This is a genomic window from Neptuniibacter marinus (assembly GCF_965223595.1).
In the GTDB taxonomy this organism is placed as follows: Bacteria; Pseudomonadota; Gammaproteobacteria; order Pseudomonadales; family Balneatricaceae; genus Neptuniibacter; species Neptuniibacter marinus.
The window spans coordinates 2,177,735-2,192,299 of the sequence record NZ_OZ245004.1 but is presented as its reverse complement, the minus strand read 5'-3'; the positions used below and the strand labels follow the sequence as shown (position 1 = coordinate 2,192,299).

Below are 14,565 nucleotides of genomic sequence, written 5' to 3'. Positions count from 1 at the left end.
TGGTGATAGGGTCGCTTATTTACGCTGTTCTATCAGCTGTTTAAGCTCGGCTATCTGGCGAGACAGATCCTCTATTGTAAGATCCCCATCGGCGATGGCTTTTTCTTTAGCTTCTTCAGCGTGCTCATTCTCCATTACGTTGACCACAATACCGATCACCATATTCAAAAAAGCAAAGGTGGTTAAGAAGATAAAGGTTAGGTAAAAGAACCAACTAAAAGGATAGACCTCCATCGTTTCATACATAACGTCGGTCCAATCTTCGAAGGTCATCACTCTAAAGAGCGTCAGCATTGAAATAGATATATCGCCCCATAAAACCGGATTTATATCGACAAAGAATGATGAGCCAATCGCAGCGTAGATGTAAAAAATAATAAACATCAATAAGATGACGTAGCCCAATTGTGGCAGTGCTTTAATTAAAGAATTAAGTAGCAAGCGTAATTCAGGGACAATCGACACCATACGTAAAACTCGGAAAATACGAATTAAGCGCCCAATCAATGCCATTTCACTGTCTTGAATAGGAATAATACTGACCACAACAATCAGGGTGTCAAAAACATTCCATGGATTTTTGAAGAAAGTTTTCTTATGAGGTTCACCTATAAACCGTATTGTCAGCTCAATAAAAAAGAAAGCTGTAATTGCACGATCTAACCAGACAATGATTGAAAGTATATGTGTAGGTATATCATAGGTTTTTGCGCCAATAACTAAGGCGGAAAAAAGTATGACGGCGACAACGAAAAGCTCAAAGGCCTTGTTGCTTCTAATTTCAAAAAAACGGGATTGTAGAGTTTCAATATTCATCATAATTTCACATAACTGATAAATTTTGCAGCACTGTACTGTGAATTTGAAACAAAAGGTAGTCGTAAAACTGCTCTATTTTAAACAGCTTTTAAGAACTATTCGCTACAAAACTACCTGTTTATGCTTACGGTGCTGAAAAAGGATTCCTTCAGCACTAAAAATAGCCAAACCGATCCAAATAAGTACAAAAGGCACTAAGCGTTGTCCATTCATAGGCTCATGGTAATAAAAAACCGCAATCAGGAATGCAATACTAGGACCTATGTACTGTAATAAACCAATCAGTGTCAGGCTAAGGCGGCGCGCTCCTGATGCAAAAGCGAGCAAAGGTAAGCTTGTTACGAGGCCCGCGAACAGTAGTAACCACACCATATGAGTATCAGCACTCAGAATCTGGAATTGATCCTGACTAAAAAGCCATCCCATGTACACTAATGAGATAGGTAGCAACCACAATGTTTCAATTAACAAACCGCTTACCGAGTCGACCGGAATCTGCTTACGAAGCACGCTATAAGTAGAAAAGCAGCAGGCTAAAGTTAATGCGATCCAAGGTAATTCGCCAAGTAGAAACACTTGATAAGCAACAGCGCAAGTTGCTAAACCAATAGAGACCCATTGAACCGCTCTAAGTCTCTCGTTAAAAAATATCATTCCAAACAGTATATTTATCAAAGGGTTAATAAAATAACCCAATGTAGTCTCTACGATCTTTCCTTGACCTACGGCCCAAATAAAGATTAACCAATTAATGGCAATGACCACTGCAGATAGCGCCAAACCGGATATGATTCGTGGCCGTTTAAATAACTGAAAAATCTCACGCGTACGCTGAGTAACAATAATAAACAGTATCAAAAAAACGACAGACCAAAGTACCCTGTGTGCTAACACCTCAAGCGGTGAAATTTGGCTTACCAATTTAAAATAAACAGGAACAAACCCCCACATAACGAAGGCTGCACTGGCAAAATAAATCCCTTGAAGTTGTTCAGATCTAGACTGTATGTCCATCAAATATGTATTCCTAAAAGATAGTCAGTGCAACAGCTCTGGCATGTAACGATAAATTCTATGTGGTTACTACGCTTAAAGTGCATAAGCTGTTACGGGGGCACAGTTTAATTAGTATTGGCACGTTATGGGTCATTTTTAATGATACAGAGTGTTGCACTTATGAGAGTCTGGCCAATTAAGTCACCAAAAAGGCCGAAAAATCGCGAGTAGGTAGAGGCATGATTTTTGCTTTTTTATTCCCCTACAACGACAAAAATAAAGGGGAGACGCCGTGATTAATAAAACATACCAACCATTCATTTTATTGTCTTTACTGCTACTAATTGCAATTCCTGCTCAAGCGACACCAGAGATTGTCTGGAAAAAACAGGCCGACTATATTGCCATTAGTACACTAAGTGGAGCAAATAATAATAACCACCCAAAGGATATTTCGGTTGAGACTATCGCAAGACTACTGAGCCATGTTCAAGTCAAAAATAGCACTTATAATCCGAGTGATTCTATATGGGATGATAGCGATGAGGTACTCGTCCGAGTTTTTACTGACCGTGAAATAGATTTATTAGGTCATAAGCTCAATCAGGCTTTTAAGCAGGTAAAATCGAATGAAGTTATTACCTTTTCAGTCTCAGACTTTCGCTCCGCCTATATAGGCCGGAAAAGATTATCTATTAGCGGCACAGTCTTTATCAAAGATAACCACTTGAACCTGCTTATCGGAGCGATGCATGCAGACTTATTAGCAGAAAAACTACGTACTGGTATCACCGGCACTTATGGTCGTCTTAAAAATGATTTAAGTAATGGCGAGATTCAAGGCGAAACTGCCCACGAGTGGCAGCTGGTAAGCTTTAGTGGCGCAGAGCTAGTCAATAACCGGACAGACTGGTTATCGGTCGATATGCAACGAGAGTACCCCTATGCGGTTATTAAGCAAAACAAAGAGCGAGCGGATGAAAAGTACCTAACAGAAGCTCAGCAGGCTCAATCAAGTGATGCACTCGAAGCACGTATTATCAAGCTAGAGCAGGAAAGGGCTGGTAAGACGAATGCGCCGATTGCTGGCGAGAGTGTCATTGAAGGGCGCTTACGTAAGCTTCAAGCTCTATATGATACAGGCGCACTACCTGAGACCGTCTACCTTGAAAAAGTACGCTCGATTATGGCTGACCTGTAATGTAAAAAAATAGTCCTGAGGCCCTATAAATACTAGCCTCAGGGCTCGGCTTTACATAAATAAAACATTGACAGGTAAGGCCTTGTCTAGATCTTAATTTAGCCCCTATTTTTATTAAAATCTTTTGATGAAAGATATTCGTCTAATCGTAGAGATACTCTATACTGGCAAATGATTAAACTTATTTTTTAATCTTTTTTAATAATTTGTTCATAAAAAAACGTTTCCATAGGGTTGTCTGTAAACAACAGCAAGCATTGGAAAACAAAAAAATCAGGATAAGGTAATGAGCAGCAAATTAAGATTAGGCGAGATAGCGTTTGACGATGATGATTTTGATCATGGTTTTAAAAAGCCAAACACTGGATTGAATTCAAGGAAGAGGGCAGGAAAGAGCAAACGCAAAAAACAGGATTCGGATAACTATTTTGTCGAACGCAGTATGAAGCGTGGGACAATGGATAATTCAGAACTTCATTAAACAAGATACCCTGTACGCAAAAACCTGTTTATAAAAAAGAGCGATCGGCTCATATCGTATCGCTCTTTTCCAATTCCGGTATTCTGATTCAGTTACAGCAAGGCCAGAGAGTCAGCTGAGCACTCTAAATCAACGTTTCTTTTTAGCACTCCCTATCGCATTGTTTTTCTTCGCTGATTTTTGACCGATAATTTTTGTTCGTGATGCTTTGTTAACACGTTTCTTAGGGCCTTTTTTACTGATTCGTTTACGCAACCCCTCACGGCTACCTACTTCAAAGCCCGGCACGTAAACACGACGGATGCTCGCACCAATAAAGCGCTCAATATTATCTAAAGCGCTTTCTTCTTCGCGGCTGACAAAAGAGATCGCTTGGCCTTTAGCGCCTGCACGACCTGTACGGCCAATACGGTGAACATAATCTTCCGCTAAGTAGGGAAGGTTGTAGTTGACCACATGCTCTAAGCCTTTAATATCAAGTCCTCTGGCGGCTACTTCAGTTGCTACAAGCACTTGTACTTTACCGGCCTTAAAATCAGCAACCGCACGGCGGCGAGCCCCTTGGCTTTTATCTCCATGGCAAATGACCGCATCAATACCGTCAAACTTCAGGTCTTTCATTAGCTCATCGGCCTGACCTTTAGTACTGGTAAAAACCAATACTTGAAACCAGTTATGCTTTTTAATTAATTTAGCAAATAGATCCGCTTTACGTTTCTCTTCTACCGGATAGACAACATGATCCACGGTATCGGCAGTAATATTGGCTTTGGCTGCGCTAATGGTCTCATGACTGGTCAGAATTTTACGGGATAGAGTATGCACTGCACTAGATAAGGTTGCCGAGAAAAGCATGGTCTGACGTTTCTTGGCGCTTTTTTCCAAAATGGTCAACACATCACTGACAAAGCCCATATCCAGCATGCGGTCAGCCTCATCTAAGACGACAAACTCTGTTTGAGCCAGAGAAACATTACAGGCGGTGATATGTTCTAACAAACGACCGGGTGTGGCGATTAGGATATCTGTGCCGTTACGCAATTTCTTTTTCTGGGTATCAAGGGTTGTGCCGCCGTAAACCGAGATGATACGTAAATCTAAATACTTATTATAACGAGAGATTGTTTCAAAAAGTTGCTGGGCAAGTTCGCGTGTTGGGGTTAAGATTACAGTCCGGGCTTGCGTTGCATTAAGCTCTTTAGGTTGATCATGCAGTTTTTGTAAAATAGGGAGTGCAAATGCAGCAGTTTTACCTGTACCTGTTTGAGCATTAGCTAAGAGATCCTTTCCGCGACGCGCAGGGATAATAGCTTGCTGCTGAATAGGGGTCATCTCTTCATAACCACAATCATCCAATGCTTGCTGGATAGCAGGTGCAAGATCTAAGGCGGTAAACTTCATATATCTCTCTCAATATGCGCATTAGGCGCGAGTCGCTAAAAGCGGAAATTATAAAGTAATTTAAACGATTAAGTTATAGCTAACTTAACCAGATCAACTATAGCTAAAGTCACAATAGGTAAATAACCGTTTAATAATCTATAGTAATGACGGTTGTGGGATATTTTTTAGATAATAAGAGTAAATAAATGACAATAACCCAGACACAGCTCACGGTTAACTTTCGTATAGAAGCTGGCTGCTTAGGTCCAGAGGGTGTTTCCCATATAGATCAGTTCTGTCTGTTGGCCCATAAAAGGTTAAAAGCCCTGCATTCAGATTTTATTGATTGGAACTTGACCCCACGAAGCGATAAAACACTTCCTGAAATTGACTATGCTATCAATGGAAAAATGCTTAGTCGTGCACAAGCGGCCCGATACTTTACGATATTCGATCAACATATTGAGGATTTTGAAGCTGCCGTCTTCGAACAACTCCCCATAATTATTGATCAATATTTTAGTCGCTAAGCGCTTTTACCCGCTAAATTCTCTATAAGTCAGATCTATCTGTAACCTTACGAGCCTTATTGAGGCTCAGCCTTGCCTATACTTGATACTAGATCATGCTACTATCTCTATATTCGTGACAGTCACAAATATAAGCAATGGAGTAGATGATTTACATGAGCAACCCCAAATCGCATCAATCCTCCTCAGCGATAACAGGCCAAGCAAGACGAGGACGTAAACCGCTATTCTCTGAATCAATGTCCGCATCAGAACGCAAGGCAAAGCAGAGGAGGGAACAGGACGCACGGATTATGGATATATCCGCATCAGAATGGTCTGAATCAGACTGCCTACGAGTACTGACCACTAAACGTTTTCAACCATTCCATGAATTGGCTTGGAGAAGAATCGGGCAAATCAAAGGCTATGTGCTTTAGACTTCTCATTGTCCGATTCAAAGTGACATCACTACCGGTTTGGTAAACCCTTAGCTCGTAATGCCTTTTAAAGCAGCCGTAATCGCAGCATAGCTCTTTTTAAGCCAAACCTTACTGCGCTGTCGCTCCATTAGGCTAAGGTGCTTAGACTCACTGTCTTTAACGTTAATAGCACCCCAGAAGCTTAAGCCTAACATATCAATTTTATTGATCGTTGATTCATGGAGCGCGGGTAGGGACATTTGACGTAGAACAGGAGCTTTAAGAGGATCGCTATTAAAATGAGGTAATGCTTCAATACCGCTAAAATCATTACCGCAGCCATAATTCTTAACGACGATACAGTTCATTAATGCGTTGTATTTAGCAAGGAACCGATCTAATAAATTAATAGAGTCCGGTCCACCATCTACGGTGTACCAGTAAACTAACTCAATGCCCATTTCAGAACACAGTGATAATACATCATTCTCTTCTATCCAGCTTTCTAGAAAACGCTGACTTTGAGCAGGTAGATCGATCAACAGATGGACATCCTGCTCCATAGCGATCTCCATGATCGTGTCAATACTTTCAAATAGGTCAAGATTGATAGGGCGTGTGTAACCGTCGTAATAACGGGTTAACGTGGGATGGGATTGATCTGCATCTAAACCTACATAAGCAATATCATTATCAAGAAAATATTGCGATAAGGTACGGGAAAGAACGGATTTACCTACGCCGCCTTTTTCACCACCTACAAAATGAATCATGCTCATTCTAGCTATTCCTTAAAAGGGACTTTAACGTCATTATTTAGAGTAAATATTAGCAATCATTAGGCCAAGCAAAAAAACGCGCTTATAGTGGTTTAACTTCCAGTTTAGGTTACTTAGGCAGTCTACATGCTTTTTGATAGTGCAGCGGATAAAAAATATCGCACCTAAATAGCTCAAAACCTACCGCACTCAAAAGATCATATTACTCTGTCATTATTTGGATTTTATGAAAATTTCCAGTCAATAAGTAGAACATCATAACTAAATATAAAAACACATGTTTTTCATAAGGTTGCAGAAAACTAATAAGATATAAAATCATATGGAAACATAATTTTCAGCCATTGTTTCCTGTGTTTAAACCCTTCGACGCCGCAATTTTTATTGGAAGATGAATCACAAAACGAGTACCTCCTTCAGGCGGAGACTCCATTTTAATCTGACCATGCATTAGTTGAGTCACCCACTGATGAACAAGATGCAAGCCTAATCCTGTATGACCTATACCTCGACCACTTGTCACAAAAGGATCAAACAAACACTCTCTTAGCTCAGGGGAAACTCCCTTACCATTATCGCTTACCGATAACACAACCCATTCTTCACTAAGTTCTGTCTGTAACGTTATTTCTCCTTGCTGCATTCCTTCGGTTCCGTAAGTGATCGCATTGATAATTAAGTTTTGTAATATCTGTGATACGACACCTGGATAGCCTGTGAGTACTAAGTCTCTATTCGCTTTATTAACAACATGGGTACCCGAATTTCTTAACTTAGGCGTTAGGGTGCAGAGCAAATCACTAACCACTTGATCAAGGTTGAACTGAATAACTTCCTCATTCGCACGATCTAACGCCAACCGCTTAAAGCTCTTAATTAAAGCCGCGGCTCTTTTAAGATTGTTTTCAACGAGAGCCAACCCCTCTTCTGTGTGTTCAACATAGTCATCAAGTGCCTGCCTCGTTAAGCCATCATCTATAGATTGCTTAAGCGAACGTTGGAAACTTTGTAGACTTGATGTGGAAATTAAGGCACCGCCAACGGGGGTATTAAGTTCATGGGCAACCCCAGCCACCATCATTCCTAAAGAGGATAGCTTCCGAGTTTCAACTAATTCATTTTGTAATAACTGCTGTTGGGATAAGGCACTATCGAGCTCATGGTTAAGCTGTTTCAATTCATGTTTTTCTCGTGCCAGTGTTTGGGTTAATGTTTTTAGGTTTTTTTGCATAGCGAAATCGCGGAACAATATTTTCCCACCAATCAGCATGATGCATATCATAACCACTAAAGCCGGCTTAGCCGCACTCCATTCAATTTGAGTCACTTTATCGGTTGGTGTACGGATAATCATATAAATACTTTCCGCAACCGCTGGGGAGCTCTCGCTGGAGAGACTGATTAGACGCGCGCTGATTAGCTCGCCGTCATAAGGCTCAAGAATGCTGTTTTTTTCCTTGTTAATATATTCCCAAAGCAGGGGGGCTTTATGTTTTAGATTATTATCTGGCTGCTGTAAGGCAGAGCCCCACTCTTTTTCTTGATTGGGATGTAACAACCAGTTTCCCCAGGCATCAACTAGCATGACCTCAGATTCAGGAGTGCTCAGTGCTCGGATCTTCTCAATAAGGGTTGTGAGATCGTAGTTGATCATCAATAAGCCGTGTCGCATCCCATATCGTTCTGTGGTTTGAAAACCAATGCGAAATACCGGCTGGAAAGGTTTAATAATCTGGCCATTTTCAATATTTAAATCTATAGGTGATATATAGATTTCTGGTGGAAAAACCTCCATTGCATTTTTAAAATAGTAACGGTGACTTTTATCTTGTAAAGCATTATCGGGTACTATTTGGGTAGCGCCATTATTAATGTTAATTCGAACTTTTTCATGTCCCTTAGCATCCAGCCAGCGTACCTGTAAAAGGTGATCAACGGCATTACCAAACTGATTAAAAACGTTTTTTAATCTTCGCTGATTCAGCGTATTAAACAGAGACAAGCTACTTAAAAGATCGCTATCGGTTGATAGTAATCGTAAGGTGTTACGAATATCACCCAGTTCTCTATTTATATCGATCACTGCGAGTGTAATCTGCTCCTCATGCAACGCCCTTAGTTGGTCAATTTGCTCATCTTTGATCTTAGTGTAGAGCATCACACTACTGAGTAGGGCAAAGACCGTTAGCGCCGAAACAAAAAGAAGGCGTTTGTGGTTAAATTTATTAAACCATATATGAACCTCATCTAAATATGTGCTCCCCCTGAGAGGTTTAGACGAGTTCATGTCGTTTGCTGCGTGTTTAGCCAGTCAATAACTTTACTTACCGACATAGGACGTGCGAATAAATAGCCCTGTGCTACGTAGCACCCTCGGTTCAATAAATACTGGCGTTGAAGTTCAGTTTCTACACCTTCGGCTACAACAGCAAAACCAAACTGTTCACCAAGATGAAGTATCATTTCAACCACATGGTTTCCAGCGTCATTTTCACCCAGATGGTCGATAAAGCTTTTATCGATCTTTAATGTCGTCGCTTCTAGATAAGCCACATGAGCAAGGGAAGAGTAACCTGTGCCAAAATCGTCAATACTCACCCCGAGCCCCAGATCAGAAAACTGTTTTAAGGTTGGGTTTATCTGCTCGTAACTCAACATGGCTTGGGATTCAGTGACCTCAATATCTAACAGGTGGCCATCAAGACCACTGCGCCCAATCATATCTAATACAGTTCTAACATAATCTTTATGATGCAGATTTGAGCAGCTGGCGTTAAATGAAATAGGGAGATCAAAGCCAGCTTTCTGAAGTAAGATTGCCGCTTCAATCGTTTGCTTTGCGGCTTCTATATCTAAATGGCTAATTAAGCCTGCGGTTTCGGCTAAAGGAATAAAACGGTCCGGTGGAATAACTTGACCATCCGGTTTTTGCCAACGTAAGAGTGCTTCAAAACCTGTGGCTTTACCACTTCTCATATTAACTTTCGGCTGTAAAACGATAAAAAACTCATGATTATCAATCGCAGCATGAAGGTCCATCAGTAGATGATGGCTGGCGGTGATCGACCTCATGATTTCGGGTTCATAATCGATAATCCGCTGACCTTTAATATGTGCCATATTTGCGGTTGATTCTGATAACTGCAATATCTGTTCGGCTTTAACCTCAGTCAGTAAACTTAAATCGATCCTTGCTACCGTAAGCCGGAGTCTGTGAATAGTGTTGTTGAGTGTGAGCCGCTGATCAATCATATGTGACAGCTTTTCTTCTGTTAGTATGCTTTTTTTATTGAATAAGATAGCGAAAGTGCAGTCGCCAGTACGGGCGATTAAGTCTTTAGGGTAAACCCCATGGATATTAAGCAACAAGGCGGTCAATAGGTCTTCGCAATAATGCTCACCAAAAGTGACCATCATGCCGGTAAAGTCATTGACGACAACAATCATCAACCGACTTTCAAGTTTCTCCTCCTTAGTCATTGCTGATAGCTCACGTAACAGCCAATTTCGGTTATAAGATTTAAGTACTTGATCTTTATAAGCAAGGTTGGTTAGTCGGCTAACCAGCGCAACGGCGGTAAAACCACTGCTAATATTCTCGCTAAATACTTGCAGTAGATTGATATGGCCATCGGTTAACCGCTCTCTGGAGTGAACCAAGACAATATAGTGTTTTTGATCAATATTAGGCGTATCGAAATAGAGAATAGAGGAATCCGTGCCAAATAGGTGACCACGCTTTTCTGCTGCGCAAACAAAGCCAGGGTAATACTCATCTAAATTAAGCTCGGATAATGCTTTATGGGTGGAGCCGCTATAAGCGCCGCTCGCGGCTAGCACTCGAGCATTAGAGGAAAACTGTTTACCTTGGTAAGTAAAGCAAACAATACCACCTTGTTTGATACCAATAATACGCTCAATCTCATTGAGCACAGTTTCGGTAAAGCTTACTAGGTTTTGCTTGCTGCTGATGCTTCGTGCGGCATCAACAACCATCTGTAGTCCTTGCTTAGCTTGAATAAGCTCGGAGAGATAGCGCCAAGTGCGAATATGGCTACTCACAACCGTATGCAGGGTATCCCGAGCTAAGTCTGATTTATTCCAATATTCATCTATATCATACTTAGCCATTACTTCATGGCGGGGAGCCACGCCTGGTTGGCCCGTGACCAAGATAATACGCACCGCTGAATTACCTAAAACCTCGCGAATCGTGCTCGCAAGCCTCAAACCGGCATCATCTTCTTCCATAACGACATCCAGTAAAATAACACTGATGTCACTATTGCGGGAGATAATATCAGCCGCTTCACTCACTGAATTTGCAGTTAATATTTCGACGGGACGTTCATAAACAACTAAATCTTGTAGGCTATAAATCAGTGATGCCTGATAAGTCAGGTCATCCTCAACACTTAGCACTTTCCATGGCGTTACAGTGGTTTTTTTAACAGTAGAATTTTCAGAAAAATGGAATAATTCTAACTCTGACATGAATAATCCTTTGTTCTAGTCAACTGCTTCGAAGCTTAGCTTAATACTATGATTTTGCAATGAATGTTAATAACAAGAAAGAGCTTCATTTTCTAACCTTCTGTTTTTAAGGTATATTTTCTCGCCCTTCAAAAATAGACATTATCGGTAAAGCGAAAGCGTTTGCTTATCAGGTGGTGATGGTTGTTTTTCATTTGCAAAACACCGACCTTAATAAAACACGTAGATCACAATGGGTAGAATAGTGAGGGCACAGCATCCCCGATGAAAAAGTAGAATCCCGTATTCCGCAAACCCTTAACAATATTCGCAACGCTATACCTTTATGTGATCAGGTTCGTTTACCGGATAATTCCAGTTACACCGAACCATTCCAGCCGGTTGCAACGGTTCGCTCCAAAGGCGTTACTCTCCAAAAAGATCCACGGCCGAACTGGATGGAAGGGATTTTAATAGACCTTATTGATACCTCTTAACCAGTTTGGCAAATGCTATTATTCTGTTTAATTGCTGCCGATAAGGCCGAAATGACTTGTAAAGGTGTATTTTCTTGCCATTTCAAGCCGATACTTCGCTCAATTTCTAGGCCCGAAACATTAATAATGCTCAGATCAGAGGGGACAAGGCTTTTCGGCGCTAAAGTGATGTTGTGACTTCTTCTTACTAATTCAAAAGCTAAGCTTTCACTTTCAGTTCTCATTTGCAAATTAAGTTTTACGCCCTCTGCTTTAAGCCTAGCTCTACCCAGCGAATCTAGCTCACAACTTGAGCGGTGTATGAAAGGGTATTTGGATAAATCCCGAATAGACATGAAGTTAGTTGTTCCAGCATAAGGGTGATCAGGCGCGACTACCGCAACCAATGGCTCTCGCCAGAGCAATTGAGTATTAGGGGTTAAGCTACCCACATTACTCAGAATAATATTTAGTCGTTTCTGGCTGAACCAGCTTTCTATCCTGTTATTTGAACCTTCCCATAAATCTAACCGAGTGTTGGAGTCATTAAGCTGGAATGCCTCTAACAGGTTAATAATAAAGTCTTGTGGTAATGTATCGAGTACCCCCAAAACCAATTTTTTTTCGTGACTAGAATCACCTAAAAACTCAGCTTGAGCTAATTCGCATTGACCAAGGATATCAATCGCTCGACGATAGAAGCCCTGTCCCTTAGGGGTTAAGCGTAATGGCCGGTTAGCAGGCCCGCTTCGGTCAAATAAAGCTCCTCCCAATTCGTCTTCTAAGGCCTTAAGACCTGCGGAGATTGACGGCTGGGAAATATGCAAACGTTCAGCCGCATTAATCGCACTACCATAATCAACAACAGCGACAAGAAAGCGTAGGTGCTGAATTTTTATCATAGAAATATCCAATAACATAAAATAAAAAAAATTGAATATAATTATAATAAAAATATTGTTAATTTGTGGCTATCTAGCAATTCTAGGAGTACTTATAATGACGACGCTTTCTACTTTAGAATTTCTACAAAGGCATATAGAAAACAATCTGCCTATGAATGCCACAACTGAAATGCGCTACCCGACAGCCATATCAAAACTGCTTGATTTTCGTATCATCGCTATTGCTAAAGGCCACGCGACATTGAGTATATGTACAGACCCAAGTGTTCATGGCAATCAACAGGGGACCGTGCATGGCGGTTTACTGAGCGAGTTGGCTGATGCTGCTATTGGAACCGCTCATTCAACCGCCATACAAAAGGGTGAATCATTTACCAGTCTCGATCTCCAAATCAAGTTTTTTCGCCCTGTGTGGCAATCGACCCTTACCGCTACAGCCAGTCCTGTTCAGCGAGGGCAAACGATAAGCCATTATCAGTGTGAGATTGCCCGTGAGAACGGTGACATGGTTGCGCTTGCGTCGGGTACCGTAATGACCTTGCGTGGGGATTCAGCGCGGGGTCGTTAGCTTTAGGGCGCTTCTTAAAATGGGAATGAAAATTTAAGTTTTTAAAGTGTTTGTATTATGAATAAAACAGATCGCTTGTTCACGCCCGTTCTAATCGCAGGGTGCCTTATTATATTAATCAGTTTTGCGGTTAGGTCATCCTTCGGCATATTTTAAATTCCTATTGCTGAGGAGTTTAACTGGCTCAGAGCTGACTTTTCGTTTGCTATCGCTATCCAGAACCTTTTCTGGGGAATTGGGCAGCCCTTATTTGGAGCGTTGGCTGAAAAATATGGTGATAGAAAAGCAATTATTGTGGGGGCAATAACCTATGCGACAGGATTAGTCCTGTCTTCATATGCCATTACCCCAGGCCAACATCAGCTTCTTGAAATGCTGGTTGGGTTTGGTATTGCAGGTACCGGATTTGGGGTAATACTTGCAGTGGTCGGTCGTGCAGCATCGGATAAGTATCGATCTCTAGCCTTAGGTATTGCTACTGCTGCAGGTTCTGCCGGCCAAATTGTCGGGCCACCTTTGGCACAGTTCCTACTACGCGATTTTCAATGGCAATCAGTTTTTATAATCTTTGCTGTGCTTGTTTTATTATCACTCGTCGCACTCTTTTTTATGCGAGTACCACCCCCAGAAAAGGTAGAAAAAATAGAAGAAGGCCTAGGCCAGGTTATTTATAAAGCAATAAAAGACCCAACTTTTACGTTTATTTTTGTTGGCTTTTTCTCCTGTGGTTATCAGTTGGCATTTATTACTGCACACTTCCCAGCCTTCATTACCGAAATGTGCAGCGCTGTAGCACCGGGCAGTATCATTCAATCTTTAGGTATATCGTCAACATCAACACTGGGTGCAGCAGCTATTGCTCTTATCGGCATTTCCAATATTGGGGGCACTATCCTAGCGGGGTGGTTAGGTAATAGGTATTCCCGAAAGTATCTCCTTGCGGGTATCTATTTAATGCGAACCCTTGTTGCCGGAGCCTTTACTATTAACCCGATTACGCCAGAGTCCGTAGTCATTTTCTCTATTCTTATGGGGGCATTGTGGTTAGCTACCGTTCCCTTAACCTCTGGGTTAATAGGGCAGATTTATGGCCTGCGTTATATGGGCACTTTATATGGTTTAGTTTTTTTCTCACATCAACTAGGCGGTTTCTTAGGTGTGTGGTTGGGCGGCTCAATGTATGACCTATACGGAAGTTATACGCTTGTATGGTGGGTTGGTATTGGAGTAGGTGCGTTCTCTGCTCTTATTCACTTACCCGTCAACGAACGCCCGTGGAAAAGTCGTCAAATCAATGCTTGTTAGGTTAGGTATTGAAAGTAAGCCAACGTAATAGACCTTGTAATGTCGCAACTGACGGAGTTGCAAGGTCAATGTTAAAACGAGAAAGTGTGTATTATCGCAAATATTTAGTGACAGTCACAGAAATAATAACGATGGGTTACTTTATACCCGCGAAAAGATACTCTCTGCTCGCAGCGGCAAGCGACCCAGTAAAAAAATCGCCTATTAGATGATCTATTTTTCATATCTACCGTGAGAAGCAAGCGCGG

General features: G+C 41.4%; 13 protein-coding genes. 6 read left to right on the top strand and 7 right to left on the bottom strand.

From position 1 onward, the window contains the following. Positions 1-15: 15 nt before the first annotated feature. Both ACOQOE_RS10300 and rarD read right to left on the bottom strand, forming a co-directional pair. Entirely contained in the window at positions 16-819 is an 804-nt protein-coding gene (locus tag ACOQOE_RS10300) for an ion transporter (protein ID WP_067864673.1), read from the bottom strand. A gap of 102 nt (positions 820-921) precedes the next feature. Further along, complete coding sequence (rarD, locus tag ACOQOE_RS10295; RefSeq protein ID WP_420553931.1) at positions 922-1,833, bottom strand: EamA family transporter RarD; 912 nt, start codon at positions 1,831-1,833, stop codon at positions 922-924. Positions 1,834-2,107: 274 nt separating this feature from the next. Here rarD and ACOQOE_RS10290 point away from each other — a divergent pair, with 274 nt between their 5' ends. Continuing rightward, positions 2,108-3,016, top strand: coding sequence for a hypothetical protein (locus tag ACOQOE_RS10290; RefSeq protein WP_420553930.1), 909 nt, complete (start codon positions 2,108-2,110; stop codon positions 3,014-3,016). A gap of 286 nt (positions 3,017-3,302) precedes the next feature. Continuing rightward, positions 3,303-3,497, top strand: a complete 195-nt coding sequence (locus tag ACOQOE_RS10285) for a hypothetical protein (protein WP_067864682.1) — start codon at positions 3,303-3,305, stop codon at positions 3,495-3,497. 129 nt (positions 3,498-3,626) lie between these two features. On the opposite strand, the gene ACOQOE_RS10280 is transcribed toward ACOQOE_RS10285, so the two are convergent. Further along, on the bottom strand, positions 3,627-4,898 hold the full coding sequence (locus ACOQOE_RS10280) for a DEAD/DEAH box helicase (protein ID WP_420553929.1): 1,272 nt from the start codon (positions 4,896-4,898) through the stop codon (positions 3,627-3,629). 188 nt (positions 4,899-5,086) lie between these two features. Between ACOQOE_RS10280 and ACOQOE_RS10275 the strand changes: the two genes are divergently transcribed. Then, positions 5,087-5,410: a hypothetical protein gene (locus ACOQOE_RS10275; protein WP_067864688.1), complete on the top strand. Its 324-nt coding sequence runs from the start codon at positions 5,087-5,089 to the stop codon at positions 5,408-5,410. A 155-nt stretch (positions 5,411-5,565) separates the two neighbouring features. After that, positions 5,566-5,829, top strand: coding sequence for a hypothetical protein (locus ACOQOE_RS10270; protein ID WP_231867951.1), 264 nt, complete (start codon positions 5,566-5,568; stop codon positions 5,827-5,829). Between the two features lie 50 nt (positions 5,830-5,879). Here the strand turns inward: ACOQOE_RS10270 and ACOQOE_RS10265 are convergent, their stop codons facing one another. From ACOQOE_RS10265 to ACOQOE_RS10250, 4 genes are all read right to left on the bottom strand, one after another. After that, entirely contained in the window at positions 5,880-6,590 is a 711-nt protein-coding gene (locus ACOQOE_RS10265) for a mobilization protein MobD (protein ID WP_067864694.1), read from the bottom strand. Positions 6,591-6,927: 337 nt separating this feature from the next. Continuing rightward, complete coding sequence (locus ACOQOE_RS10260; RefSeq protein WP_420553928.1) at positions 6,928-8,877, bottom strand: sensor histidine kinase; 1,950 nt, start codon at positions 8,875-8,877, stop codon at positions 6,928-6,930. Continuing rightward, complete coding sequence (locus ACOQOE_RS10255; RefSeq protein WP_420553927.1) at positions 8,874-11,084, bottom strand: EAL domain-containing protein; 2,211 nt, start codon at positions 11,082-11,084, stop codon at positions 8,874-8,876. Before ACOQOE_RS10255 ends, ACOQOE_RS10260 begins: the two co-directional genes overlap by 4 nt. A 472-nt stretch (positions 11,085-11,556) precedes the next feature. Beyond that, complete coding sequence (locus tag ACOQOE_RS10250) at positions 11,557-12,441, bottom strand: LysR family transcriptional regulator (RefSeq protein ID WP_420553926.1); 885 nt, start codon at positions 12,439-12,441, stop codon at positions 11,557-11,559. A 97-nt stretch (positions 12,442-12,538) separates the two neighbouring features. Here ACOQOE_RS10250 and ACOQOE_RS10245 point away from each other — a divergent pair, with 97 nt between their 5' ends. Both ACOQOE_RS10245 and ACOQOE_RS10240 read left to right on the top strand, forming a co-directional pair. Continuing rightward, the gene (locus ACOQOE_RS10245; protein ID WP_420553925.1) at positions 12,539-13,012 is read left to right on the top strand and encodes a PaaI family thioesterase; all 474 of its coding nucleotides are present in this window, start codon (positions 12,539-12,541) and stop codon (positions 13,010-13,012) included. 156 nt (positions 13,013-13,168) lie between these two features. Beyond that, positions 13,169-14,317, top strand: a complete 1,149-nt coding sequence (locus tag ACOQOE_RS10240; protein ID WP_420555473.1) for an MFS transporter — start codon at positions 13,169-13,171, stop codon at positions 14,315-14,317. Positions 14,318-14,565 lie beyond the last annotated feature (248 nt).

What these genes read in the sequence shown, in the direction of transcription:
- ACOQOE_RS10300 (WP_067864673.1), bottom strand. Translation starts at nt 819, where the DNA reads ATGATGAATATTGAAACTCTACAATCCCGTTTTTTTGAAATTAGAAGC.
- rarD (WP_420553931.1), bottom strand. Translation starts at nt 1,833, where the DNA reads ATGGACATACAGTCTAGATCTGAACAACTTCAAGGGATTTATTTTGCC.
- ACOQOE_RS10285 (WP_067864682.1), top strand. Translation starts at nt 3,303, where the DNA reads ATGAGCAGCAAATTAAGATTAGGCGAGATAGCGTTTGACGATGATGAT.
- ACOQOE_RS10280 (WP_420553929.1), bottom strand. Translation starts at nt 4,898, where the DNA reads ATGAAGTTTACCGCCTTAGATCTTGCACCTGCTATCCAGCAAGCATTG.
- ACOQOE_RS10275 (WP_067864688.1), top strand. Translation starts at nt 5,087, where the DNA reads ATGACAATAACCCAGACACAGCTCACGGTTAACTTTCGTATAGAAGCT.
- ACOQOE_RS10270 (WP_231867951.1), top strand. Translation starts at nt 5,566, where the DNA reads ATGAGCAACCCCAAATCGCATCAATCCTCCTCAGCGATAACAGGCCAA.
- ACOQOE_RS10265 (WP_067864694.1), bottom strand. Translation starts at nt 6,590, where the DNA reads ATGAGCATGATTCATTTTGTAGGTGGTGAAAAAGGCGGCGTAGGTAAA.
- ACOQOE_RS10260 (WP_420553928.1), bottom strand. Translation starts at nt 8,877, where the DNA reads ATGAACTCGTCTAAACCTCTCAGGGGGAGCACATATTTAGATGAGGTT.
- ACOQOE_RS10255 (WP_420553927.1), bottom strand. Translation starts at nt 11,084, where the DNA reads ATGTCAGAGTTAGAATTATTCCATTTTTCTGAAAATTCTACTGTTAAA.
- ACOQOE_RS10250 (WP_420553926.1), bottom strand. Translation starts at nt 12,441, where the DNA reads ATGATAAAAATTCAGCACCTACGCTTTCTTGTCGCTGTTGTTGATTAT.
- ACOQOE_RS10245 (WP_420553925.1), top strand. Translation starts at nt 12,539, where the DNA reads ATGACGACGCTTTCTACTTTAGAATTTCTACAAAGGCATATAGAAAAC.